Genomic DNA, 23,712 nt, shown 5'->3' with positions numbered 1-23,712 from the left:
AAAAAGTTAGTACTTTACTAGCTTTTTTGTGTATACATTGTTCGTGAATAATAAAGGTGTTCAAAAATATTGATTATGTAATAGAATTTCATTATACATCTTTTGGATTATTGTTATTCGATTAGATATACTTATAAATTTTAATAATTAATATCTAATTTATTTATATCAAAAAGAAGTCTATGCTTTAATTATAAATTCGTTTGAATGGAGTGATCCTATGAAAGTATTTGACACACATTTACATATAATCGATCCAAAATTTCCATTGTACGAAAATCAAGGATATATGCCAGATCCATTTACGTCTGAAGATTATTTACACACTGTCAGTAATTTAAATGTAATTGGTGGTGCGATTGTCTCTGGTTCCTTTCAAAAGTTTGATCAAACTTACTTAATAAATGCATTGCAAACATTGGGGAAGAATTTTGTTGGTGTTACGCAGTTACCCTATGATACATCAGACGATGAAATTATTAAATTGAATGAGAAAGGTGTTAAGGCACTTCGCTTTAATGTAAATCGAGGTGGTTCAGAGGATATATCACGTTTAGACAATTTTGCTAGAAGAGTATATGAATTAGTAAATTGGCATACAGAGCTTTATATTAATTCAAATGCCTTACCAGAGATAACTAATATATTAGAAAAATTGCCAAAAGTATCAATTGATCATTTAGGTTTGTCAAAAGCAGGTCTACCTAATTTATTAGCTTTAGTCGAAAAAGGAGTTCGAGTAAAAGCTACTGGATTTGGAAGAATTGACTTTGATGCTGCTGAAGCAATGAAAGCAATTTATTCAATTAACCCTGATGCGTTAATGTTTGGAACTGATTTGCCTTCAACAAGGGCAAAGATACCATTCCGACATTCAGATATAGAGTTAATTAAAAACGAATTTGAAGAAGAAGCCATAAAAAAAATTCTTTATAAAAACGCCTTTGACTGGTATCTAAAATAGAGTTTGACCGCATTGTCATTGAGCTAACAAAGCAAAATATCCCCTAAAATGAAAAAATACGCTATTCTTTCTGTAGATTCATAGGAAAGGATAGTGTTTTTTATGTCTGTTTCTGTGTCTGAAGAATTTCAAATATTCACTCAAGGGATTCAAAGTTTTTTATCTCCAAATAGCTTACGGGATCTTGCTAGGGGTGTTGGTTTTGTACAACGAACCAGTAAGTATCAAGCAAAAGATTTAGTAGTTTTTGTGTATGGGTGAGCAAATACGCAGATACCGTTCAACAATAACCGGCTATTGCTTCTGATTATGTATGATGTTCAACATTTTGGTTTTTATGTGGATGACATAAAAGAAGCTGCTAAACGTTTTGTAGAAGCTGGTGGAGAACTATTGAATGATCCTGGCGAATTGTTAGGAGATGTGGAAGATGGAACAGGCCATTTTGTTTATGGTCGTGTTCCTTGGGGAATGTTAATTGAACTAATTAGCTATACACCAACTGGTCTAAATTATCCAAAAGAGAGTGCAGCAAAACGTTTCACTCCTTAATGAATGAATATTAGTTATATTTTACTTGAAAAAGTAACAACTCAAAAAATAGCGATTCTATAAATTATAGAATCGCTATTTTTTGTTAATAGAAATAATGAACTTTACTAGATATTTAACCATACTTAATATAATAGAAATCAGATTTATCGAATGTTAGAAAAATTATAACGATCCCATTGTTCACTGCCATCCAAGCCAATAATAAATAGCATAACTAACTTATTATTTATCTCCTTAAAGTTATATACTGCATTGGGATTTCTACTTTTTGCGATAATTCATGCCCCCTTCTTAAACCAATAAAGAAAAGAAGCATTCCTTTTCATGTCTTTCTTTGTCCTTTTTTTGTTCAAAGAAAAGAAAGTTTAAATTGAAAATTAATTATTAAAGACTCTATAATAACTTTTAAATTTATAAAGTACATAATTTTATAATTTACAAAACATAATTCTAATTATGGGTATTCTATAGAAAATGAATAAAGTTTTTACCCTTTATTATAATCACAAATAGCCTAGTCATCTAAAATCATAATTTATATTTTATTTATCCATACAGGATGTGACTTCACTCATAAAGTGGCCACTAGTGGAAGTAAAACTTTGCCGGAGAGTGATTATTAACCCATAAACTTGCCGTGAATCCTGGTACTTTGTAATAAAGTTTGATCAAAAACATGCTACAAAAAAAGACCATTTAACAGAAGAAACCCAAACATTTTGAAAAAATCAGTCAAAAATGCTTGGGTTATTTGTTGCTAGTAAATAATTTATATAAGAAAGTTTATTCATTTTTCTACCTGTGTTTGCGCAACAATCGCGCTCTTTTGTGTAATAAGGGTTTATAATTGAATTTAAGTTTTAACAAATAAAACACAGAACAATCCTTTTTATAAACACTCGTGAAATTTAAGCAATAAATGATGCAATCAGTTTAAAGAAGAAACTGTTAGTTAAGCTGAATTTTCAACCTTCTTTTTGTGGCGCCTTTGTTTTGAATTTTAATAATGGAGAAGTCGCCAATTTCAGTTGTTTTGTTAACATGGGTTCCACCACATGCTTGCTCGTCAATATCATCAATTTGAACTAATCGTACTTCGTTAAGAGAAGCTGGAAGTAAGTTAATAATTGTCTTAATACTCCCTTCTTTCTGCTCAGCTTCTCTTCTACTCATCGTTCTCATTTGAACATTATGATGTTTAGATATTAACCTACATATTGATTGTTCTAAATTCTCAAACTGTATTTCTTCTATAACTTCAGGAGAAAACGCTAGCTCTAATCTGGCATAATCCTTTTCAATCTGACTGCTTGTAGCTAAAGCACCGTAATGCTGAAATAAATAACCAGAAATAACATGTAATAATGTATGATAACGCATGTTTTGAAAACGCCAAGACCAGTTGATATGCATGATGACTGCTTGTTCTAAGTGCTGCAATGGACGATCTAATTCATGAACGATTTCACCATCTATTTTTTTTACATTTACTACTTCGTAGATTTCATCTCCCTGTTTAATGGTCCCTTTATCGCAAGGTTGTCCACCACCACCTGGATAAAAAATCGTTTGGTCAAATGCAACAAAATTGCCTTTTACTGAAACAATCTGCGCTTTACACTCTTTAATATAACTATTCTCTGCATATAATTCCTTTGTTGACATTTTGCATCTTCCTTTAACTGATAAACTATTGATTCAAATCAATTCACTCATTCACAAATCGCGATTCTAATTTCTTAATATCTTCTATCAACATTTCTACATTTTCCTTTTTTGTAGCCCAACTGGTACAAAATCTAACAACACTGTGCGTTTCATCGACTTTCTCCCAAATGGCAAAGGAATATTTTTGGCTCAATTTCGTTATTACATCTTTATGCAAAATAGGAAACTGTTGATTTGTTTTTGAATCGTACCTTAATGAAAATCCTTTTTCAACAAATGCCTCTCGGATCATCATCGCCATTTCCACAGCATGTCTGGAAATATCATAGTATAAGCCGTCTTCAAACAAAGTTTCAAACTGTATTCCCAATAATCTCCCTTTAGCCAATAGTCCTCCCTTTTGCTTGATTATATATCGAAAATCATTTTTTATAGCATCATTTATAATGACTACTGCTTCACCAAACAATGCTCCTATTTTAGTTCCCCCAATATAGAAAACATCACAAAGTGATGCGATATCTGCTAAGGATAAATCATTGCCTTTGGAAACCAGACCATATCCTAATCTAGCTCCATCCATAAATAATGGCAAACCACATTCCCGACAAGCCTTGCTTAATTCTTCTAATTCGGATCTACTGTAAGTTGTTCCATTCTCTGTTGGGTTAGAAATATATACTAAGCCCGGCTGTACCATATGCTCATGAGTCGCATCATTCCAATGAGCATCATATAATTCTTTTACCTGTTCTGCACGAATTTTACCGTCATCACTCGGCAAAGTAAGCACTTTATGACCAGTAGCTTCAATTGCTCCGGTTTCATGTACTGCAATATGACCGGTAATTGCAGAAATTACCCCTTGATGCGGACGTAATATGGAAGCAATAATTGTTGTATTTGTTTGTGTTCCTCCAACTAGAAAATGTACATCTGCATTTTTTGTATCACATGCTTCTTTAATATATACTCTCGCTTTTGCACAATGTTCATCCATACCATATCCAGGTGTCTGCTCTTCATTAGTTTCAACTAATTGCTTCAAAATTCGCCCATGGGCACCTTCTGCATAATCATTATCAAATCGTAGCATTCATATCCTCCTCAGTTCTATTTAATTTCTTTTCAATCAACAACATAGAAACATGTATTTCTTCTATTTCTTTTTGTGACAGCCCCTGTAGTAATTTCACTATTTGTTCATTAGATTTTTCATTTAAATGATTAAAAAAAGCAGTCCCGTTTGGTGTCAATTGAATCAGACTTGTTCTATTATCAATTGTCGAACTTTCCTTAATTAGTAGACCATCTTTAATAAGCTTTGCAATTATTCTACTCATATAGCTGCGATCAATATCGAGTTTTTCGACTAAATCGTTTGCAATACATTCTTCCATGAAACCAATCTCTAAAATTACCCGAGACTCCGTAAAAGAATATTCACCATTAAATACATGCTTATCTAACAAACCAAGTATATTCGTATAAAATCGGTTAAATCGCCTTATATCACTAACAATATTTTCATTATGGTTCATAATATCCCCCTTTATTAGTGGACTATGTCAACAAATGATAAATTATTTAGTGGACTATGTCAACATTTTTAAATTTAGAATCATTAAGTAAAAGTTAAGATATACAAATTACATATTTAGGATTGAATAATATGGTAGCTATACTGTTTAAAAAATCAAATTTATCCTAGTAATGAGATGAACTAAAAAATAGTTGTATTGAAATGTATAATTTCTCTTGTTATTAATTCTTTATTTCAATAAAAAGTGAATTTCTCTTTCTTGAAGATATATGCCCTTAAATTTTTCTTCTTATTCAACAATCTGCCACTTTTAGTGGAGTAACTTTATTGCTGCTCAACAGTTTCTTCATTCACCTTTCAGCTCAGATTTTCTTTTAGCTATAAAAACATCCCTTTAGATAGACTAATCAAAGTAAACAAAACATTGAGTCTTTTTATAAACATCTTGAATTTATTTAAAAACGACATTAAAAATATTCTTCAAATCCTGGAAGCATAAGTTTGCCGCAAACAAAAAGAACCATAAACTTGCCGAAACGGCAAACTTATGGTCCAAATCACACAGGAGATGGTATGGATAAAGCATCTATGGAAGCACCGTTACTTATTTAATTTCTAAGAAACTATACCAAAGTTTCAATCCACAACAGATAAAATCAAATATATTTAAAATATGCTCCGGGAATCTAAAGATTTATCTTGTTCATTTAATTTTTTAATTATATGTGCTGGAATATCTTCTTTTTTAATAATTGAAACATCATGCATTCTTGTATCGCTTCCTCTTTTAACAGCTTTAATATATGTGCCAATAGGGAATTTGTTTTCAGACCCAAAACCTAATTCAATTTTATTTAAATCTTCATCATACCCAAGTAAATCATATGAATACTTAATTACATCTTTAGGTGCGTTAGAATCTCGTTTAGCTTCTTCTTTTACTACACCGTATACACCTGTCTCGCTTGCAAAAGGACTATAACGATCCCATTGTTCACAGCCAACCAAGCCAATACTAGATAGCATAACTAATATTAATATGCAAAATCTTTTTTTCATACTTACTCAACCTCTCTTTATTTTAAAGTCCTATTAAAATATCGTCAGACTGTAGATTTTCATAAAATTAGTTCTTAGTTTACAAATCCCTTACAGACATCAATCCACTTTAAATATTCTGAGTATCTTTCTAGTTCTTCTATTGTTAATTCAATTGCACTGTTCCCACTACCGCAGGCAGGAAAGACAGTTGTAAATCCTTGTAACGATACATCCAAATACACTTCAACATCTTCATTTACAGCAAACGGGCAAACACCACCTATTGCGTGACCAATTAGCTCTTCTACTTTGTTTACATCAATCATCTTTGCTTTAACACCAAATTGTTCCTTGTATTTACGATTATCAATTTTTGCATCACCTGCAGTGACTATTACTAAAACACGATCTTCTATTTGAAAAGATAGAGTTTTTGCGATTCTTTGAGGCTCACATTGCAAAGCTTTTGCTGCAAGTTCAACGGTTGCACTGGATTCCTTAACCTCAATAATTCTATCTTCCATACCATATTGTTTGAAATAGGAAATGACTTTTTCTAATGACATTTTACAATCCTTCCTTTTCATAAAATTTTTATTTTTATTCATGCACATACATGCTTACTCTCATTACTAATATTTAATAACTAAATTTACCGTTGTACTTTTAGCGCTACTATATTTATTCACTTTATGCTATCTTATAAACTTGTTAAAATAGCGCCCAAAATAGTGATGACACCACCAACAACCGTGATGATTGATATCTGTTCTTGCAATAAAAAAACTCCTAATAATACCGTCCATACTGGTAGTAAATTAATAAAAGGTGCAGCACGTCCTGCTCCAACTATTTTTACTCCTGTATTCCATGCAATATAAGCAATTACTGACGAAAAAGTACTAACATAAATAATACAAACCCATGCACTTTTAGTTAGGTGAATCATATCCGTCTGTACTGTGCCAATGCAACTTATTGCACTAAAAATTGTCCCATAAAATGCTGCCCCAGCAGTCATTGCTAGAGGGTCTATCTTTCTTCCATACTTTTTCCCGAAAACTGTATATAAACCCCAAGCGACACATGATAATAGTATCTCAGCATCCCCAATAATCGAGACTTCTATTGAATTTGAGGATTTTCCTTGAATTAGTATTATGACACCGACTATGGAAATAAGTGCACCAATCCATGCCTTTGTTTTAATCTTTTCCTTAAGAATAAAAGGTGTAAAAAGTAAAATCATAATGGGAATCCCTGCTGAAATCATTCCTGCTCTGGATGCGCTAATTGTTTGGAGTCCTAAATAATTTAAAGTTGAAAAGGCATATACACCTAAAAAACCTTGTATACTAAATTCTTTCCAATTTTTAAAGAGATGCAACTTTTGTTTATTAAGCATTAATAGGCAGATCAGAATCATAGTAGAGATCGCCCATCGAATAGTGTTAAGTAATATTGGTGGTAATACTGGTCCTAAAAAACGCCCACAAATATAGTTTCCCGACCATAGGAATGTTGCAAATATTAGTAATAGAACCCCTTTTTTCATACTTGTAACCCTTTCTTACCTCTTCGATAAAGAAAATTTAGACTTTTTCACTAGAGTTTTCATGACAATTAAAATAATATTAAGACTCCTTGTTATAAGTTATTCTTTAAAAAATCATATACAGAACTACATTTCATGCAACACATATAAAGTAGTTCTGTATATAATTAGAAACTGGTTTAATACTATTAATACGTTATCATGTAATTTTAGTAGGTGTTTTTCAATTAAAGAAAAACTTTGTTTATTATTTACTTATTTGGCTTTAACTTCAAATATAGAATCAATTTCCACTGTGACATACATGGGGTAGCTGATTCACTCCAATTGCCGTCCGAGCATGTTGACCTTCCATTCCGAATATATCTTGCAACAACTTTAAAGAGCGTTAATAACAATATGTTGTTAATCAAAGCCAGCTACACTATGCACAAAGGCTTGTAGTTTAATTACATTTACAATACGGTCTAAATCGCAAATATAATCTTTGACTGCCACTAGTTTATTAATTAAACAATTTCATTTCTTAGTCTCGTTTTTATTATATTTGAATATCACCAATGGCATATACAACTGCTGTTCCCGCAATTTTCACTCTGTCTCCCTCATGTTTACAATATAGTGTTCCCCCTCGGTCAGAAAGCTGCCTTGCTACCATTTCATCTTTACCAAGACGTTGGGCCCAAAATGGAATGAAACTGCAATGTCCTGAACCGCAAACTGGATCTTCATTTACATTGAGTTTCGGGAAAAAGACTCTGGAAACAAAATCATACTTAGTACTTCTGGCTGTAACGGATACAGCTAATCCATCAGGTAGCTCCTTCATTTTCGCAAAATCAGGTGTCAGATTCTGAACATCCTCTTCATTTTCTAATACGAATATCAAATCTCTACTTAAGTAGCTTTCTACAGGTTTTATGCCAATTGCTTCAATCATCTCATCTGTTAATGTAATTTTTTCAGGCATTGTGCTGGGGAAATCCATCTCATAAATGTCATTCTTTTTAGTTACAGTAAGTTGTCCACTTTTTGTTAGAAATTTAATTTCTTCAATTTCTTTTTCATAATAGTTAGCAATTACGTATGCTGCTGCTAAAGTTGCATGGCCGCAAAGATCAATTTCTCCTCCAGGAGTAAACCATCTTAGTTTATAGCCCTCACCTTCTTTTACTGCATAAGCCGTTTCAGAAAGATTATTTTCTATCGCAATTTTTTGCATCATCTCTTCTGGAATCCACTGTTCCATAATACAAATTGCTGCAGGATTTCCTTCAAATACGTTTTCTGCAAATGCGTCTACAACATAATATTTCATTGTACAAACCTCCATATTTTTATGAAAACTTACTTTACCTTCCTATTCATTAGTTAGTATTTCAGTCATTAACTATATTCTATATGGACCATGTGTATAACACACAAGAAGCTGATATAACACTGTAATTACATGAGTTTTTCATATTATATTAATGTAATTATATATATCCCGTATGGCGTCTTTTATATTAAAATAAAAAGATGAGTGTGTTTTGATCTTAACTTCGGAATGCCATTAGGTGCCTCATTATGTTCCGAAAGTAAGTGCTGTATTTCTTTAGGTAAAGGAATTGTTTTTTTTAATTGAAAATTAAAATGAGCTAAAATAACTTTTCCTCTTGCAATCCAATTTTGATGTTCGTCTTGTATAGCATGTTCAACTTGAAAACTTGTATTACCAACTTGACTAATCCATGTGTAAATAGTTACTTTTTCGGTACTTATCACCTCGTGAATAAAATCACATTGAATTGAAGCAATGATTAAATTCCAGGATTTTATCTTTAAACTTGAATTAAAAATTTGATAAAGTTGATTTCTCGCTTCTTCAAAGTAAATAATAAAATTTGCATTGTTTACAGGTCTAAAAAAATCATATTCACTAGAGCGCACAATAATATCATGTTTAAACATAATATGTCTCCTTTTAATTGTGGTAATATTACGGTCTCTGATTACATTGAAAAGTATTTAGTAAAAATTAAATGATTTCATGATTTCAAAAATGAAGTATAGTGCCTCTATGCTATATGACCGGTTTAGATAAAATTACTATTTTAGGTTGTAGTTTTATATTGCTTATGTATTAAATGATTAAAACGTCGGAACAAATGAGTATTCTTTTAAAGCATAGATGTTTAACTTAACCCTTATTAATAGAGTTATTTCCCCCTATCGACTTCTATTTTTAATACTTTATTTCAAAGAATTCATTGATCTACTTGTATGTTATATCGAAACCATATATAACACTCAAGCCTCTTTTATAACATTGAGACGTCACTTTCCAAACAAATATACTTATCTATTGTTTATCAAATCTGTCCCCGTTTCCTACAGGAAGAAACATAATTACCTTCTATACTCATACTGACAAAACAATTGAAAGTGAGTCTGGGGCCAGTAGCACAAGCAAATAAGAAACTCGAAGAAAATGGTTTTATTACCTTTTTATATTTTTTAGAGGTAACTGAATGCTATTGATTCTTTTACTTATAACCCTTAAATTTGCACTAATTTTATTCACTAATTGGCTAATCAAACTAACTCTGCTGTAGAATATTCCATTCCGATATCATTTTTGGAGGCCATTGAACTGCTAGATAATGATTCGCTTTGGATTCAATATCCTCCACCAAACCATCAAAGGGCCAAGCGCTCACCCAAGATCTTTACCTATCATTTTCACTGCTTGATGTTGAAATGAATTAATCATTAAAAATTTTAGGCTAATCTAGAAAAATATAATATGTGAACAGCTAATTTCATCATTTCTTTATATAAGCAAATATCGTGCCAATATTAAAAATCAAAATGATAATTTTAATTTTCGAATATTGGCACGATATTGTGTTGGAAATCTTCTGCTGTTATAAAATAATCAAATAAAAACTAAATAAATTCAACTAAAGAGATATTCTATGAATAAAAAAGGATGTCCAAAAAAATTCTATTTTTTTGGACATCCTTTTAATCTATTTCATTAATAATCCGGTAGGAGTAACTTGATATGTTTTTTTCTTACCTACAAATTCCTGTTTACTATTCTCGAGATTAGTAAGTGTGGCACGTGTCTTTTCCTTTTGTGCTTCTCCCTCTATATGAGTAAACTCAATATAATCCCCTACTTTGACTGAAACGGTTTGGCTTTCAGCAGCTTGTTGTCTATTTCCTACAATTTCTTTATTGTATAAAATATTGCCCGATAAGTTTTGAACTTTAATGCTTGCATACGTACTAGTAAAATAGGAATGGGGTATACCCGCTTCTAATTTAATCTGCATTTTTTCTGTTGATTTGTTATATTCTATTTTCGCGATTTCACGATCGTTATATCCCTTTAATGACCAGGCAAATTGATTTCCATCTAAAACCGTTGTTTCTGGCATTCTCTCTACTTTCTTCAGGCCTTCTTTTGTAAATTGATATCTTGCTATCTTTCCAATGGTTTCATTTTTGTTATTTTCAAGGTTAATTAAAGTCGCTCGCGTCTTTTCCTTTGTTGCTTCCCCTTCTATATGAGTAAGTTCAATGTAATCCCCTATTTTCACGGGCACAGTTTGACTTTCAGCATTTTGTTGTTTATTTCCCACGATTTCCTTATTGTACAGGACGTTGCCAGAAGAATTCTGGACCTTAATACTCGCATACGTACTAGCAAAGTAGGAATGTGGTACACCTGCTTCTAGTTTTACCTTCATCTGTTCTGCCGTTTTATCATAATCTACTTTTGCAATTTCTCTATCACTATATCCTTTTAATGACCAGGCAAATTGATTTCCATCTAAAATTGTTGCTTCTGGCATTTTTTCTACTTTCTTCAGACCTTCTTTGGTAACTTCGTATATGGCTTTTTTTCCAAAGCTCTCTTGTTTACTATTATCGATATTCGTAAAAGTAGCTCTATGCACACCTTCTAAATGTGTTAACTCAATATAATCTCCTACTTTGACTGGCACCTTTTGTGATTCAACATTTTGCTGTTTGTTTCCATAAATATCTTTATTGTATGCTACTTTCCCTGATGCATTTTGTACTTTAATACTCGCGTATGTTTCATTAAAATAATGATGCGGTATGCCTGCTTTTAAGTCGACTTGCATTTCTTCTGTCGACTTATTGAAATTGATTTTAGCAAACTCAAAATCACTAATTCCTTTTAGTGACCATGCAAACTGCTTTCCTTCTAAAATACTAGAAGAGTTCGGTATATCTGAATTAAAACCTAAGTTATTTAATATAGATTTTAAATCAGGTAAAACACCTATTCTATCATTCCAAGGATCTTGAGATTGTGTTCCTGTATTTGGATTACTTAAAATATTTCTTAATTCGGCTGGTGTATAAGGAGAACCTCGATGTTCTTTAGCAATACCTTGAATCGAAGTTGCTGCTCCAGCAATAATTGGTGAAGCACTTGATGTTCCACTAAATGTTGATGTATATAAATTTGTAGTATTTTGATTTGGATTTGCTGATGTTGTATCAACATTTTCTCCCCATCCATATACATCTAATCGACTTCCATAATTTGAAAACCATAAACGTTTATGTGGAACAGTTGATGATCCCGCCCCAACCATAATAGCACCTGAATCCTTGAAGTCTGGACTATTTCGATTTAAGATCTTTTTTCCATTACGATCTTTAAAATTATCTAAGTCGTTTGAACCATTTGCGCCAGCTTCTATAATAATAATCCCTTTATCTGCACCAACACGAATTGCATCAAAAATATCTGGATGTACTTCTACAGGTAAATATTTATCCCCATACCCATCATATGAAGCTTGTGCCTCTAATAAAAGAACATCCCCTGATTGTAAATTATGTACAGCACTTAAAATAGCATCTGCTGTATTATAAATTCCATTATCCCTGATTTGGGATATTACTTTTACATTTGCTTTTGGTGCTATTCCAATATTTCCAATTTGATTATCTTCGGATGAAACAATTCCTAAAACTGAAGTACCATGAGCTCTATGCTGGCTTATATTTTGTCCAGACATAAGCTTTATATTTTTATTGACTAAATCCTCATGGTTCAATAACCACCCATATTCCATATCCACAAAAGTTGTCCCCTTCCCATCACCACCCTTAATGCTCCAAGCATGCGAGGCATTAATTCCCTTTGGTGCCGCTTCAAGATATCCTTGATTTTTAAATCTAGGATCATCGTACGGATTAACAGATAAATCTTGTAACTGTATTTCAGGGGGTGTCAAAATTTGTTTTTCTTGTATATAAGCCTCCTCTACAAGAGGTGATGTTTCAAATTTTTTCAGTAACAACTCTATTTCTATGTTATTAGGAGCTTGTACAATATAATAATTTAATAAATTATTAGCTGATTGATTAGCAAATGATTTAGAGTGTACTGATAACTTTTCAATCTCTATCGGATTTACTGATGAGAACAGACGATTCAAAGTAAGTTCTTTATTTTCAGAAAATAACTCCTTTAAATTGTTATCATAATCCCCATTTTTTATTCTTTTCTCAATACCATCTTCATAAGGTAAGTCAATTTGATTTTTAAACTTTACAATTAATCTTTCTTCCTGTGAATCTCTTTCCTTGTATGTGACATTATAAGATTCAGCATAAACTTTATTATGAATACTATCATTTTGTAGGATTAGATCTGTTCCTACAAAAGTTGTCATTGCAATTGATGAAATTAGAAACCCTTTGAATATGTTCATACTATACCCGCCAATCTATATTCTCTTGAGATTTTTTTAATGCGTATAATGGTTAAAATTTTTATATAATATATAAATCTATAATTTAACTTTTGTAGTAAAATCTATGACTTTATTAATAATCCCATAGAGGTAACCTGATATATTCTTTTCTTTCCCATATACTCCTGTTTACTATTCTCAAGATTAGTAAGTGTGGCGCGTGTCTTTTCCTTTTGTGCTTCTCCCTCTATATGAGTAAACTCAATACAATCCCCTACTTTGACTGAAACGGTTTGGCTCTCAGCAGATTGTTGTCTATTTCCTATAATGTCTTTATTGTACAAAATATTACCGGATGAATTCTGGACTTTAATGCTTGCATACGTATTAGTAAAATAAGAATGGGGGATACCCGCTTCTAATTTAATCTGCATTTTTTCTGTTGATTTGTTATATTCTATTTTCGCGATTTCTCGATCATTATATCCCTTTAATGACCAAGCGAATTGATTTCCATCTAAAACCGTTGTTTCTGGCATTTTCTCTACTTTCTTCAAGCCTTCTTTTGTAACTTGATACCTCGCTGTCTTTCCAATGGTTTCATTTTTGTTATTTTCAAGGTTAGTTAAAGTTGCTCGCGTTTTTTCCTTTGTTGCTTCTCCTTCTATATGGGTAAATTCAATGTAATCCCCTACCTTGACGGGCACAATTTGGCTTTCAGCATTTTGTTGTTTATTTCCCACGATTTCCTTATTGTACAGAACGTTGCCAGAAGAATTCTGGACCTTAATACTCGCATACGTACTAGCAAAGTAGGAATGTGGTACACCTGCTTCTAGTTTGACCTTCATCTCTTCTACCGTTTTATCATAATCTACTTTTGCAAATTCTCTATCACTATATCCTTTTAATGACCACGCAAACTTGTTTCCTTCTAAAATTGTTGCTTCTGGCATTTTTTCTACTTTCTTCAGGCCTTCCTTTGTAACTTCATATATGGCTTTTTTTCCAAAGCTCTCTTGTTTACTATTATCTACATTTGTAAGAGTAGCCCTATGTACACCTTCTAGATGTGTTAACTCGATATAATCGCCTACTTTGACTGGAACTTTTTGCGATTCAGCATTTTGTTGTTTGTTTCCATAAATCTCTTTGTTATAGACCACTTTACCTGATGTGTTTTGCACTTTAATACTTGCATATGTACTATCAAAGTAGTCATGTGGTACACCTGCTTTTAGATCTATTTGCATTTCTTCTGTTGATTTATTTAAATTTACTTTCGCAAATTCAAAATCTCCAATCCCTTTCAGCGACCAAGCAAATTCATTACCTTCAAAAATGTTTGGAGATTCATTTTTGATTTGTACCTTTTTCTCAACAGTTTGATCAAATATATCCGTTAATACAATTTTTGCATAAGCATTTGTTGGTAATGATATAGATTGACTGATTCCATTTTGATAAGATTTAATATCATCAATTACGTTAATAGGTTGGCCCGTCATATTTTCATTGTTATAAATTTCAATTTTCCCCTTAAATTGCGGTGTACTATTTTCTTTTAGTTTCCAAGATACATTTAATTTTTCATTTTCATAATATATAGATTGGATATCAAAATCTAATTTTCCTATTTCAGGTTGAGTAGGTTGATTTAGCGTGAATATTTTTCCTGACCCAATAGTAGACTGCGTATTACCTCCTGCTTTGACCCATACATATTCTGAAGTAGCTCCTCCATCATATTGATAAGTATTATCATGCGTTCCAGAAATACTTTGATTATTCCAAGAACTCCATTGTTTATCAACTAATTTTCGGCTATAACCATTTTTTAGGCGCGCTTCTCGAACATTCTGTCCACTATCAGCCCAGTCTTCTTGAAACATTCCTAATCCATGATTAAATGCAACATTAGCAACCGGAAAGTCCATAATTGCAATTTGATGCCATTTATTCTTTGTTACATCTTTCATCCATTGTCCAAATTTGGTATGACCATTTTCTTGCCATGAACGCATTGTCATTCTGTACCAATTGTTGTCTTTCCAACCATAAGTTGTTTGAACCTTCATTCCTGTTCCTTCTCCTCCAAAGGGGCCAGCTTGCGAATTCGGAGATAAGTATTCGGCTTTTATTGCTTCTTTAGAGGAAATTGGATCCCATAAGGCAAAATGTAAAGTACGTTTTCCATTTTCATCAAACCCACTTTGTTGTTGAAAACCAGCATATCCTCCAGCTTCACCACCTGCATTCCAGTTGTGTACAGCCCAGTACGTATAAGGTGGAGTCTGAACTGGTGACCAGTCTATACTAATAATATCTGAGACAGGTATATTTTGGGGACTCACATAAACTGCTGGAGCAGCTGAATGTGTTGCAGCTTTAGTGTGCAACATAGACGTTCCAAACATAGAAAACATGCTACATGCTGCGATCATTATAATAACTTTATTAAATCTTTTCTTCGTTTTCTGACTAATCACTAATCTACATCCTTTTCTAATTTTTATTGTTTCCCGACAGAAGACTCCTTCCTCAAAAATGTGAAGGTGTGAAACACCAATTTTAGGTGGGAGATGAATGTCGGTTGGCATAAGCCAACATGTTTGTTATCATTTACTTGTACAGATTGCTCATTGAAAACTGAAGTTGCGAAAACCAAGCTAAAGTAGGGAGTGTGGTGCGTTAACGTACAAGATACTTATGTTCTCACCGTAGGGACTACGGGTAGAGCCTGCTAAGATAACCAGTGGATACACCGGTGTTCGCAGGAATCTCCCACTTCAAAAAGTCCGTAAGGGCGTTAAGTGGTCAGTAGTTCAATATTGAATAATAACTTAGTAGAGAAATCTATCAAAATTCAAGCAACATCCAGTAAATCTTTAAAATACTGCCCCAATTTTATGTTGTTCTATCTTCACATCTGATTCTTACATGTTATTTGATTGTAATTGGTTTCCATAAAGATAACGCAAATATCCAATTCGGGTCCCCATTTCCTTGATGACTTTGAACCGCTTCATACACTGTCCCTTGATGTTCAACTTTATCGCCCTTTGTATATGCCTTCTTTGGATCCCATTTCTCATAAGATACATTTTGATCTTTTGTTTTTACCAGAAGAATTTCACTTTGAATTGATGTATTTCCAGCTGCATCTACAGCCTTCACTGCATATTTATATTCCTTATTAACTGTTAAGTTTTGATCAGTAAATGTCGTTCCTTGTACGGTTTGAATCAATTGTCCATCACGTAATACCTGATATTCTTTTACACCTACATTATCTGTAGACGGATTCCATTTTAGCTCTACACTGTTAGAAGTAAGGTTGCTTGCATATAATCCTTGTGGCTGTGTGGGAGCTTTTGTATCTGGTTCCGGATTAACAATTTTATCTACTTTCTTCAATCCCTCTTTTGTAATCTCATACACCACTTTGTTCCCAAAACTTTCCTGGATGCTTTTTTCCACATTTGTAATAGTAGCTCTATGCACACCTTCTAGATGTGTTAACTCTATATAGTCTCCTACCTTAACCGAGACTTTTTGCGATTCAGCATTTTGTTGTTTATTTCCATAAATCTCTTTGTTATAGACCACTTTACCTGATGTGTTTTGCACTTTAATACTTGCATATGTACTATCAAAGTAGTTATGTGGTACACCTGCTTTTAAATCTATTTGCATTTCTTCTGTTGATTTATTTAAATTTACTTTTGCGAATTCAAAATCTCCAATCCCTTTCAGCGACCATGCAAACTGGTTTCCTTCTAAAATATTATTTACATTAGGCATATCTGGTTTAATTGGATTAGAATCTGTACCCTTCCAAATCTCTGCTGTTAAAATTGGATATCCTAATGCAGCTACTTTTTGAATGGTATCGTTGTTTGGATGTAATCCCCACTTCTCAAAGAAAGGAATCAAATTTTGTTTGGCTACTTTTGATGCTGAAATCATAAATAATTGTTTTTTATTTTCATCAGTTTGTGGAAGTTCACTTGAAGGCATGTCTCTATACAATTGATGCAATTTAGGATAGAAATCCTCTCCATACGCTAACTGTAGTTGCCAAAGCATAACAAGCTTTACAAAAACATCGCTAATTTCATCATAATTTTTATTCACTTGTTCTAGATATTGAAATGCTTTTGGATAAATTCCACTTTTCTCTAAGTTGGATGGTTGATTAAATGCTTTTTCTACAGAAAGGCTGTATATATTATTTTGTACTTCTGTCATATTATAAAACTTCCAGGGCGATTGTTGTCTCAAATGTCCTGCCTCATGCCAAGGGCCCCAGCCATCTGTTATAAATTTATTAATATCTAACACGTATTGGATTGCGTCTCCTACATATGCTGTTCGATAAGAAGTTGCATACATATAATAATCAGGAGAATGATTTTCTTCTACGTAATGAACATAATGTTTATCTACTTGTTCTTCAGATAATCCAGCTACTTTGTCTTGAATTCGAGTAGCTTCATCCATCTTTTTTAAGAGTTGTACAGGATCTGTATTAGAACCCAACAAATATTTCTTAACACGTGCAGGGCTGGCCGTAATTAATACACGTTCGCCTTTTAACTCCACTGCATGTGCACTAGGATACTGGTCCAGCATGTTTATTAAATCTTGTTTTGTATGCTTTCCTAGTTCAAAGAAAGGCGTAGTCGTTCCACCTGTTGTAATTGTTGTTCGAATGCTACCTCCTTGTTGTTTATTATAAAAATAAATCATCCCCCCATTTGGAGATTGGATTGTGTTTATACCAGGTTTTAATGTAAATGATTTTATCTTAGAATCTTCTCTCCAAGAAGCATCATATGAATACGTTCCAATATATACCTCAATATCTTGATTACCTTCTACATTAATCGTTATTTGTTCATTTGGCTTTGCATATAAACCAGTTGGTTCATATGGACTAAATGCCATATTTTTTCTTTCCTGTTGTTTTAGTACCTCAACATCCCCTTTTCCTGGGACTGTAAATGTTCTATTTTCTGATTTAACTGACTTTTCACTTTGCAGTGATGGCGATAAATTTTTTTGCTGCTGCATTTCCTCTGCAAAGACATCTGATGAAGAAGCCATTCCAGAAGCAATTATAGTTATTGTTGCAGTAGCTACTAGTATTCTTTTGGTTTTATAATTTGATTTATTCCCCATAGTATCTCCCTCTCATTTCCTTGATCAATTTAATAGTTTTGGTTTCTTTAGCATGTACTTACGTGCAAAAACAGTTTATGACCTTGTATTTATTACTTTTTTACATAGTCCTCCCTTATTCTGTTTATAATTATATTTTGATATTATTTTATGACACATATTAATACAACTTTATAAAGTATCAATCAATAATGAGCTTTTATGTTTTGATTTGGTATTCCTAACTACCTTATAAATTAAATAAATTACATAAAGGTATTCATTTTGTGTGAATAATACCTTAAATCAAATTATTTTCAGATTAATAATTCACAAAAAATTAATATTATATAAAATCCTATCAAGGAAATAAATACAAACTGATTCGTCATGTATACATTGAAATCACTCAGGCATTTACTATCATCCGAATACTTCATTCATTTTTTCTATTTTAAGTTTAAGTTTTTAAGTTATTAGGAGATGAAAAAGCGAATCTATTTTGAAAATAGATTCGCTTTTTTTACGTATAACATAAACTTTCAAGTTTTTTTGATTGAATTTTTTATAAAAAGAAAAGGTACATCCCAAAAGAGAAGAATCCTACTTGTTCAAACATGTAGATTGTGATAACCTTTGTCTCTGATATATCTCATTTATAGTTTGTTTAATTGACTATGTCTTTTAGAATACATAAAAACGCAATCCTTTCTGTATATTTCTACAAAAAGGATTGCGTTTTTTAATTATATGATTACATATTATCCATTATTAGCTGGAGCCTCTCCTGTATTCCCATCATTACTTGGTGACGGTAGCGTTCCATGATCATCCTCATTGTTTGGTGGTGTTGTATTCCCTTGGTCACTGCCACTTTTTGGCGGCGTTGTATTTCCTTGGCTATTACCATTGTTTGGTGGTGTTGTATTCCCTTGGTCACTACCACTTTTTGGCGGCGTTGTATTTCCTTGGCCATTACCATTGTTTGGTGGTGTTGTATTTCCTTGGTCACTACCACTTTTTGGCGGCGTTGTATTTCCTTGGCTATTACCATTGTTTGGTGGTTTGTATTCCCTTGGTCACTACCACTTTTTGGCGGCGTTGTATTTCCTTGGCCATTACCATTGTTTGGTGGTGTTGTATTTCCTTGGTCACTACCACTTTTTGGCTCACTTTGCTTTTGCTCTTCTTGTTTCTTTTGCTTTTCTTTTTGCTTATTTTCACTCGGCTGTTCAGTCGTATTTTCTATTTTCGTATTTGGAGAAGAATCACGCTTCTCACCTTTAATACGTAATTCGCTACCTTCTTGAACTACACTGTTCGGCATTTTAAATTGTGACTTATCTGTAGCAAACTTACTCATCATTTCTTTAAAAATCAATTGAGCTATTTTCGTATTTTTACTACTAATATAATCATCTTTACTATCCTTTGTATATCCGGTCCATACTGCCATCGTATATTGTGGTGTATAACCAGCAAACCAACTATCACGAGTTGCACTTTCTGGTAGATTATATTGTGCTATTTGTTCTAAAGAATAGTTTGTTGTACCTGTTTTACCCGCTATATCTAAAGAACCTATATTAGCTGTTGTACCTAATCCAGATGAAACAAAAGTACGAAGCATATCAGTAATCATATATGCTGTAGAATCCTTCATAACTCGTTTTGGCTTTTGCTCAAAACTTTTTGATTTACCATCTGAATAAATGACTTTCTTAACAAAATGTGGCCTCGTATACTTACCATCATTACCAAATGCCGCATAAGCACCTGCAATTTCAGTCGGTGACGCTTCATTTGTACCAATCGCTGTTGATTCGGTCGGTGCTACATTAAATGTAATACCTAGCTTTTCAGAGAAAACTTTTGATTTATTAATCCCTACTTCTTTTGCAGTTTTTATTGCCGGGATATTTCGGGACGTTTTCAATGCATCACGCATTGTAATTGGTCCTAAATGCTTTCTATCAGCATTTCTAACTTCTTGTCCCGTTGAGTACTTAAATGGAGAGTCATCAATTTGATGGTAAGTAGCCCATTTTAAATATTCAATTGCAGGAGCGTAATCAAAAATTGGTTTCATCGTTGAACCTGCTGAGCGATTTAATTCAATTGCAATATTATGTCCTTTAAAAACAGCTTTATTTTCACCACGTCCACTACCAATTGCACGTACTTCTCCTGTTTTCGTATCCATAAATGTGAAAGCCCCTTGGAATTTCTCATTTGGATAATTAATAATATCTTTATTTAAAAGTTTTTCCGCAAAATCCTGTGCCTTTGGATCTAATGTTGTATAAATTTCTAAACCGTCAGATCCTATATTAACATCTGGCAACTCTTTTTCAACTTCTTTCACAACCGCATCCATAAAAGCTGGATAGGGCATTTCTTTTTGTTCAGTTGCTTTCTTAAGTCCTTCTGTTACTGGAACTTTTGATGCTTCTTCCATTTCTTTTTTTGTAATATAACCATGTCGATTCATTAATTTAAGTACAACATTTCTTCTTTCTGTTGCTTTTTTGATATTTTGTTCTTTCGTTGGATCATAGTTATTAGGAGCTTTCATTAAACCAGCAAGCATTGCAACTTCTGGTAGTGTTAAATCTTTTAATTCCTTACCATAGTAATTTTGTACTGCTGTTGCGATTCCGTATGAACGGTTACCTAAGTAAACTTTATTTAAATACATTTCTAAAATTTCATGTTTTGAATACTGTTGTTCTAGCTTATATGCTAAGTATATTTCTTGCGCCTTTCTCTTTGACGTTTTTTCCATCGATAAGAAGTAATTTTTAATAACTTGCTGTGTAATCGTACTTCCACCTTGAGAACCGTAATCCCCCTTTAGGCTGACTAAGGCTGCACGTGCAGTACCTTTATAGTCTACGCCACTGTGCTCGTAAAAACGTGCATCTTCCGTTGCTAAAAACGCATTTTCTACTAACTTAGGAATCTGATCATACATAATATTCGTTCGTTTTTCTTTTCCATATTCATATATCAATTTCCCATCTTTATCATAAATTTTTGAGGATAACGGATTAACAAGTTTTGCTTTCTCAAGTTTTGGAGCATCTTTGATCATAACGAAAAAGGTAGCAACCCCTGCGACTAACCCCACAATACCAAGTAATAAACAACTAACTAAAAACTTACGAAAAAAAGATGTTTTACCTTTTGCATTTTGTTTCTTAGCAGAAGGCTGTTTTTTCTTTTTAACTTGTCGTCTCTCCTCTCGAGAACGATAATTTTCTGACATGCTACTTTCTCCTGCCTTTCAATTCTCCTGTTGATTTACCTAAAATTATTGAAGTTACTTTAAGAAATATATTCATATTTAAAAAGTGTACTAAATAGACAATTTAAGTAATAAATTTGTTCCACTTTAAGATGAAGAAGAAATTTGAGCTTATCTTATAACGAAACAGAAACGGTAATAGTGGCACAACAAAAAAATGGAATTGCATAGAAAATCTATTTTTAGCTTAATGGGCATGTGGCGATAACCCACATCCATCAACTTAAGGATTTAGACTATTCTTGAAGTTAAAAGCACGTTACTATTCTCTTATGTTAATGAGTAAGGGTGACGTGCTTTTTATAAATATTCATCAAAAACAAGAGTTGTCTTTATTTGCTGAAGAGTTATATCGATATATGACTCCTACTACACTTAATCAATTAGCCATAGAAGCAGGCGGAATAAAACGAAAACGCAAGTGCCATGGGCACCATTTTTTATCTTTGTGTGTATGGTTAAATCAACAAATCGCTACTACCTCTCTTACTCAACTTTGTAGTCAATTAGAAACTTCAATAGAAGTTTTATTAAGTTCCTCAGAGCTAAGTAAAGTGCCTGTCGCTGCATGAAGCCTACTACATAATCGAACCAAGTAATCACTTGCCACCCGTTGACTAATCCAAATGCAAATAGCAGCTAATTCTGATCCAGAAAACTTAAGTTTTCGCTTAATAAATTCTATTTCTCTTGCAAGTTCTTCTAAGAATACAGGTGTAACATATCGTTGTAATTCTTCTGCAAATGGTAATAATTTATCTTAAATCGAGAGATTCATAAGAAAACATTATCCTTTCTAATTTAGCTTGTTTAGAAAAGATAATGTTTTTTGATATTGGAGGGTATTAAAATCTCCTGAGTTGATGGTTATGTATGGTGACCCCATAGCCAAAGAAGTACGAAGATATTTAGAAATGCATTAAATTTTGAGGAAGTACTTGTGAACCGTATCTTGAACTACCCCCACTTTCACTTCGTTTAGAAGTGAGGGATTCCTAAGTAAAGAGTTCTATCGAACTCTAATTGATTAGGCTAACCCCGCAGTCCTTGCGGTTAGAAGCCTTATCGCTTCATTCTTTAGATTGATACTTGCGTTAATATCTCTATCATGATGTGTTTGACATGAAGGGCAAAACCATTTACGTAGGTTTAGATTTTTAACGTCTTTATTTTGATATCCACAACAAGAACATAATTGGCTGGAAGCAAATGTTTTCGATACGACAATGACTTGTTTGCCATACCATTTTGCTTTGTATTCTAACATGGATCGAAATTGCGACCAAGATACCTCACTAATTGCTTTTGCTAACTTATGATTCTTTAACATATTCGATACTTGCAAATCCTCTATACCGATAACATCGTGGTTTTTGATGATTTCAGTTGAAATTTTGTCCAAGTAATCTTTTCTAGCATTTGATATGTATTCATGAATTCTAGCTACCTTTACTCGTTGTTTATTCCAGCGAGAAGATCCTTTCATTCTTCTAGAAAGAACACGCTGTGCTTTCGCCAACTTATCTTCTAATGATCGGAAAAACTTCGGATTTTCATAGTGTGTTCCATCTGACAAAATAGCGAAATCTTTTAGTCCTACATCTATTCCAATGTAAGAACTTGTTTTCGGAAGTTCTTGTACTTCTGTTTCAACTAATAGTGACACAAAATATCTACCAGAAGGGTTCCGTCTAACTGTAGCATTTACAATACGCCCCTCTACTTCGCGACTTTTGGCAAATCGAACAAGGCCTAGTTTCGGCAACTTTATTTTGTTCCCTACAACGGCAATGTTTTCATTTGTTTGTTTTGTGGTATAAGATTGTACGTTGTTCTTCTTAGACTTAAAGCGCGGTGCGCTGTTTTGTTTTTTGAAAAAGCGCATATAAGCATCCGCAAGGTTGCGAACAGACGACTGAATCGCAATACTATCCACTTCTTTTAGCCAAACAAGCTCTTTCTTCATGGCAGATAGTTTGGCAGAGCATGTACCATAGGTCAAGCCTTTTCCTGTCTCTTTGTATGCGTGATCCCATAAGGATAGGAAATGATTGAATACAAAGCGAGAACACCCAATCGTTTTGTTGATTAGAATTGCTTGTGCCTGATTTGGATAGATACGAAACTTATAGGCTTTATTAATCATTATTTGATTCACCTCCATTTCGGTATATAACTATCACA

General features: G+C 32.9%; 14 protein-coding genes and 4 pseudogenes. 4 read left to right on the top strand and 14 right to left on the bottom strand.

All coding sequences use genetic code 11. From position 1 onward, the window contains the following. Nucleotides 1–220: 220 nt before the first annotated feature. The 3 genes and pseudogenes from N2V92_RS01050 to N2V92_RS01040 all read left to right on the top strand — a co-directional run bounded on the left by N2V92_RS01050 (nt 221) and on the right by N2V92_RS01040 (nt 1,516). Nucleotides 221–964, top strand: a complete 744-nt coding sequence (locus tag N2V92_RS01050; RefSeq protein ID WP_097807861.1) for an amidohydrolase family protein — start codon at nt 221–223, stop codon at nt 962–964. Nucleotides 965–1,066: 102 nt separating this feature from the next. Continuing rightward, nucleotides 1,067–1,230, top strand: a pseudogene (locus N2V92_RS01045) (IS4 family transposase); the annotation flags it as partial. Between the two features lie 43 nt (nt 1,231–1,273). After that, nucleotides 1,274–1,516, top strand: a complete 243-nt coding sequence (locus N2V92_RS01040) for a hypothetical protein (protein ID WP_097807862.1) — start codon at nt 1,274–1,276, stop codon at nt 1,514–1,516. A gap of 951 nt (nt 1,517–2,467) precedes the next feature. Here N2V92_RS01040 and N2V92_RS01035 read toward each other — a convergent pair. The 12 genes and pseudogenes from N2V92_RS01035 to N2V92_RS00980 form a co-directional block, all read right to left on the bottom strand. Next, nucleotides 2,468–3,184, bottom strand: a complete 717-nt coding sequence (locus N2V92_RS01035) for an alanyl-tRNA editing protein (protein WP_098863717.1) — start codon at nt 3,182–3,184, stop codon at nt 2,468–2,470. A 43-nt stretch (nt 3,185–3,227) separates the two neighbouring features. Next, nucleotides 3,228–4,283: a threonine aldolase family protein gene (locus tag N2V92_RS01030; RefSeq protein ID WP_098285096.1), complete on the bottom strand. Its 1,056-nt coding sequence runs from the start codon at nt 4,281–4,283 to the stop codon at nt 3,228–3,230. Further along, nucleotides 4,270–4,731 carry a MarR family winged helix-turn-helix transcriptional regulator gene (locus N2V92_RS01025; protein ID WP_097807865.1) on the bottom strand — a complete coding sequence of 154 codons (462 nt, stop codon included), beginning with the start codon at nt 4,729–4,731 and terminating at the stop codon, nt 4,270–4,272. Before N2V92_RS01025 ends, N2V92_RS01030 begins: the two co-directional genes overlap by 14 nt. Nucleotides 4,732–5,396: 665 nt before the next feature. Then, complete coding sequence (locus N2V92_RS01020) at nt 5,397–5,789, bottom strand: DUF1093 domain-containing protein (RefSeq protein WP_170264993.1); 393 nt, start codon at nt 5,787–5,789, stop codon at nt 5,397–5,399. 74 nt (nt 5,790–5,863) lie between these two features. Continuing rightward, on the bottom strand, nt 5,864–6,337 hold the full coding sequence (locus tag N2V92_RS01015) for a YbaK/EbsC family protein (RefSeq protein ID WP_097807867.1): 474 nt from the start codon (nt 6,335–6,337) through the stop codon (nt 5,864–5,866). A 134-nt stretch (nt 6,338–6,471) separates the two neighbouring features. Then, entirely contained in the window at nt 6,472–7,326 is an 855-nt protein-coding gene (locus N2V92_RS01010; protein WP_097807868.1) for a DMT family transporter, read from the bottom strand. Nucleotides 7,327–7,867: 541 nt separating this feature from the next. Continuing rightward, on the bottom strand, nt 7,868–8,644 hold the full coding sequence (locus N2V92_RS01005; protein WP_097807869.1) for a PhzF family phenazine biosynthesis protein: 777 nt from the start codon (nt 8,642–8,644) through the stop codon (nt 7,868–7,870). Between the two features lie 185 nt (nt 8,645–8,829). Further along, on the bottom strand, nt 8,830–9,279 hold the full coding sequence (locus N2V92_RS01000; protein WP_097807870.1) for an acyl-CoA thioesterase: 450 nt from the start codon (nt 9,277–9,279) through the stop codon (nt 8,830–8,832). 1,061 nt (nt 9,280–10,340) lie between these two features. After that, entirely contained in the window at nt 10,341–13,076 is a 2,736-nt protein-coding gene (locus N2V92_RS00995; RefSeq protein ID WP_170264991.1) for a putative mucin/carbohydrate-binding domain-containing protein, read from the bottom strand. 104 nt (nt 13,077–13,180) lie between these two features. Continuing rightward, nucleotides 13,181–15,547: a putative mucin/carbohydrate-binding domain-containing protein gene (locus tag N2V92_RS00990; protein WP_170264990.1), complete on the bottom strand. Its 2,367-nt coding sequence runs from the start codon at nt 15,545–15,547 to the stop codon at nt 13,181–13,183. A gap of 454 nt (nt 15,548–16,001) precedes the next feature. After that, nucleotides 16,002–18,242: a M60 family metallopeptidase gene (locus tag N2V92_RS00985; protein WP_170264989.1), complete on the bottom strand. Its 2,241-nt coding sequence runs from the start codon at nt 18,240–18,242 to the stop codon at nt 16,002–16,004. Between the two features lie 740 nt (nt 18,243–18,982). Then, nucleotides 18,983–21,489: pseudogene (locus tag N2V92_RS00980) on the bottom strand (PBP1A family penicillin-binding protein). Between the two features lie 341 nt (nt 21,490–21,830). Here N2V92_RS00980 and N2V92_RS00975 point away from each other — a divergent pair. Further along, nucleotides 21,831–22,082 (top strand): annotated as a pseudogene (locus N2V92_RS00975) (IS4 family transposase); the annotation flags it as partial. Here the strand turns inward: N2V92_RS00975 and N2V92_RS00970 are convergent. Together N2V92_RS00970 and tnpB are read right to left on the bottom strand one after the other, a co-directional pair. Continuing rightward, nucleotides 22,055–22,306: pseudogene (locus tag N2V92_RS00970) on the bottom strand (IS4 family transposase); the annotation flags it as partial. The pseudogenes N2V92_RS00975 and N2V92_RS00970 sit on opposite strands and share 28 nt — an antisense overlap. Before the next feature lie 249 nt (nt 22,307–22,555). Then, entirely contained in the window at nt 22,556–23,674 is a 1,119-nt protein-coding gene (gene tnpB / locus N2V92_RS00965) for an IS200/IS605 family element RNA-guided endonuclease TnpB (RefSeq protein ID WP_340864006.1), read from the bottom strand. Between the last annotated feature and the right edge of the window lie 38 nt (nt 23,675–23,712).

The organism is Bacillus sp. CH_48 (assembly GCF_038008465.1).
Classification (GTDB): Bacteria; Bacillota; Bacilli; order Bacillales; family Bacillaceae_G; genus Bacillus_A; species Bacillus_A thuringiensis_S.
This window is presented reverse-complemented; position numbering and strand designations above follow the sequence as displayed.

Bases quoted from the DNA above. Each gene is read 5' to 3' on its own strand.
- N2V92_RS01030 (WP_098285096.1), bottom strand. From the start codon at position 4,283: ATGCTACGATTTGATAATGATTATGCAGAAGGTGCCCATGGGCGAATT.
- N2V92_RS01015 (WP_097807867.1), bottom strand. From the start codon at position 6,337: ATGTCATTAGAAAAAGTCATTTCCTATTTCAAACAATATGGTATGGAA.
- N2V92_RS00985 (WP_170264989.1), bottom strand. From the start codon at position 18,242: ATGGGGAATAAATCAAATTATAAAACCAAAAGAATACTAGTAGCTACT.
- N2V92_RS01020 (WP_170264993.1), bottom strand. From the start codon at position 5,789: ATGAAAAAAAGATTTTGCATATTAATATTAGTTATGCTATCTAGTATT.
- N2V92_RS01040 (WP_097807862.1), top strand. From the start codon at position 1,274: ATGTATGATGTTCAACATTTTGGTTTTTATGTGGATGACATAAAAGAA.
- tnpB (WP_340864006.1), bottom strand. From the start codon at position 23,674: ATGATTAATAAAGCCTATAAGTTTCGTATCTATCCAAATCAGGCACAA.
- N2V92_RS01010 (WP_097807868.1), bottom strand. From the start codon at position 7,326: ATGAAAAAAGGGGTTCTATTACTAATATTTGCAACATTCCTATGGTCG.
- N2V92_RS01035 (WP_098863717.1), bottom strand. From the start codon at position 3,184: ATGTCAACAAAGGAATTATATGCAGAGAATAGTTATATTAAAGAGTGT.
- N2V92_RS01005 (WP_097807869.1), bottom strand. From the start codon at position 8,644: ATGAAATATTATGTTGTAGACGCATTTGCAGAAAACGTATTTGAAGGA.
- N2V92_RS01050 (WP_097807861.1), top strand. From the start codon at position 221: ATGAAAGTATTTGACACACATTTACATATAATCGATCCAAAATTTCCA.
- N2V92_RS00995 (WP_170264991.1), bottom strand. From the start codon at position 13,076: ATGAACATATTCAAAGGGTTTCTAATTTCATCAATTGCAATGACAACT.
- N2V92_RS01000 (WP_097807870.1), bottom strand. From the start codon at position 9,279: ATGTTTAAACATGATATTATTGTGCGCTCTAGTGAATATGATTTTTTT.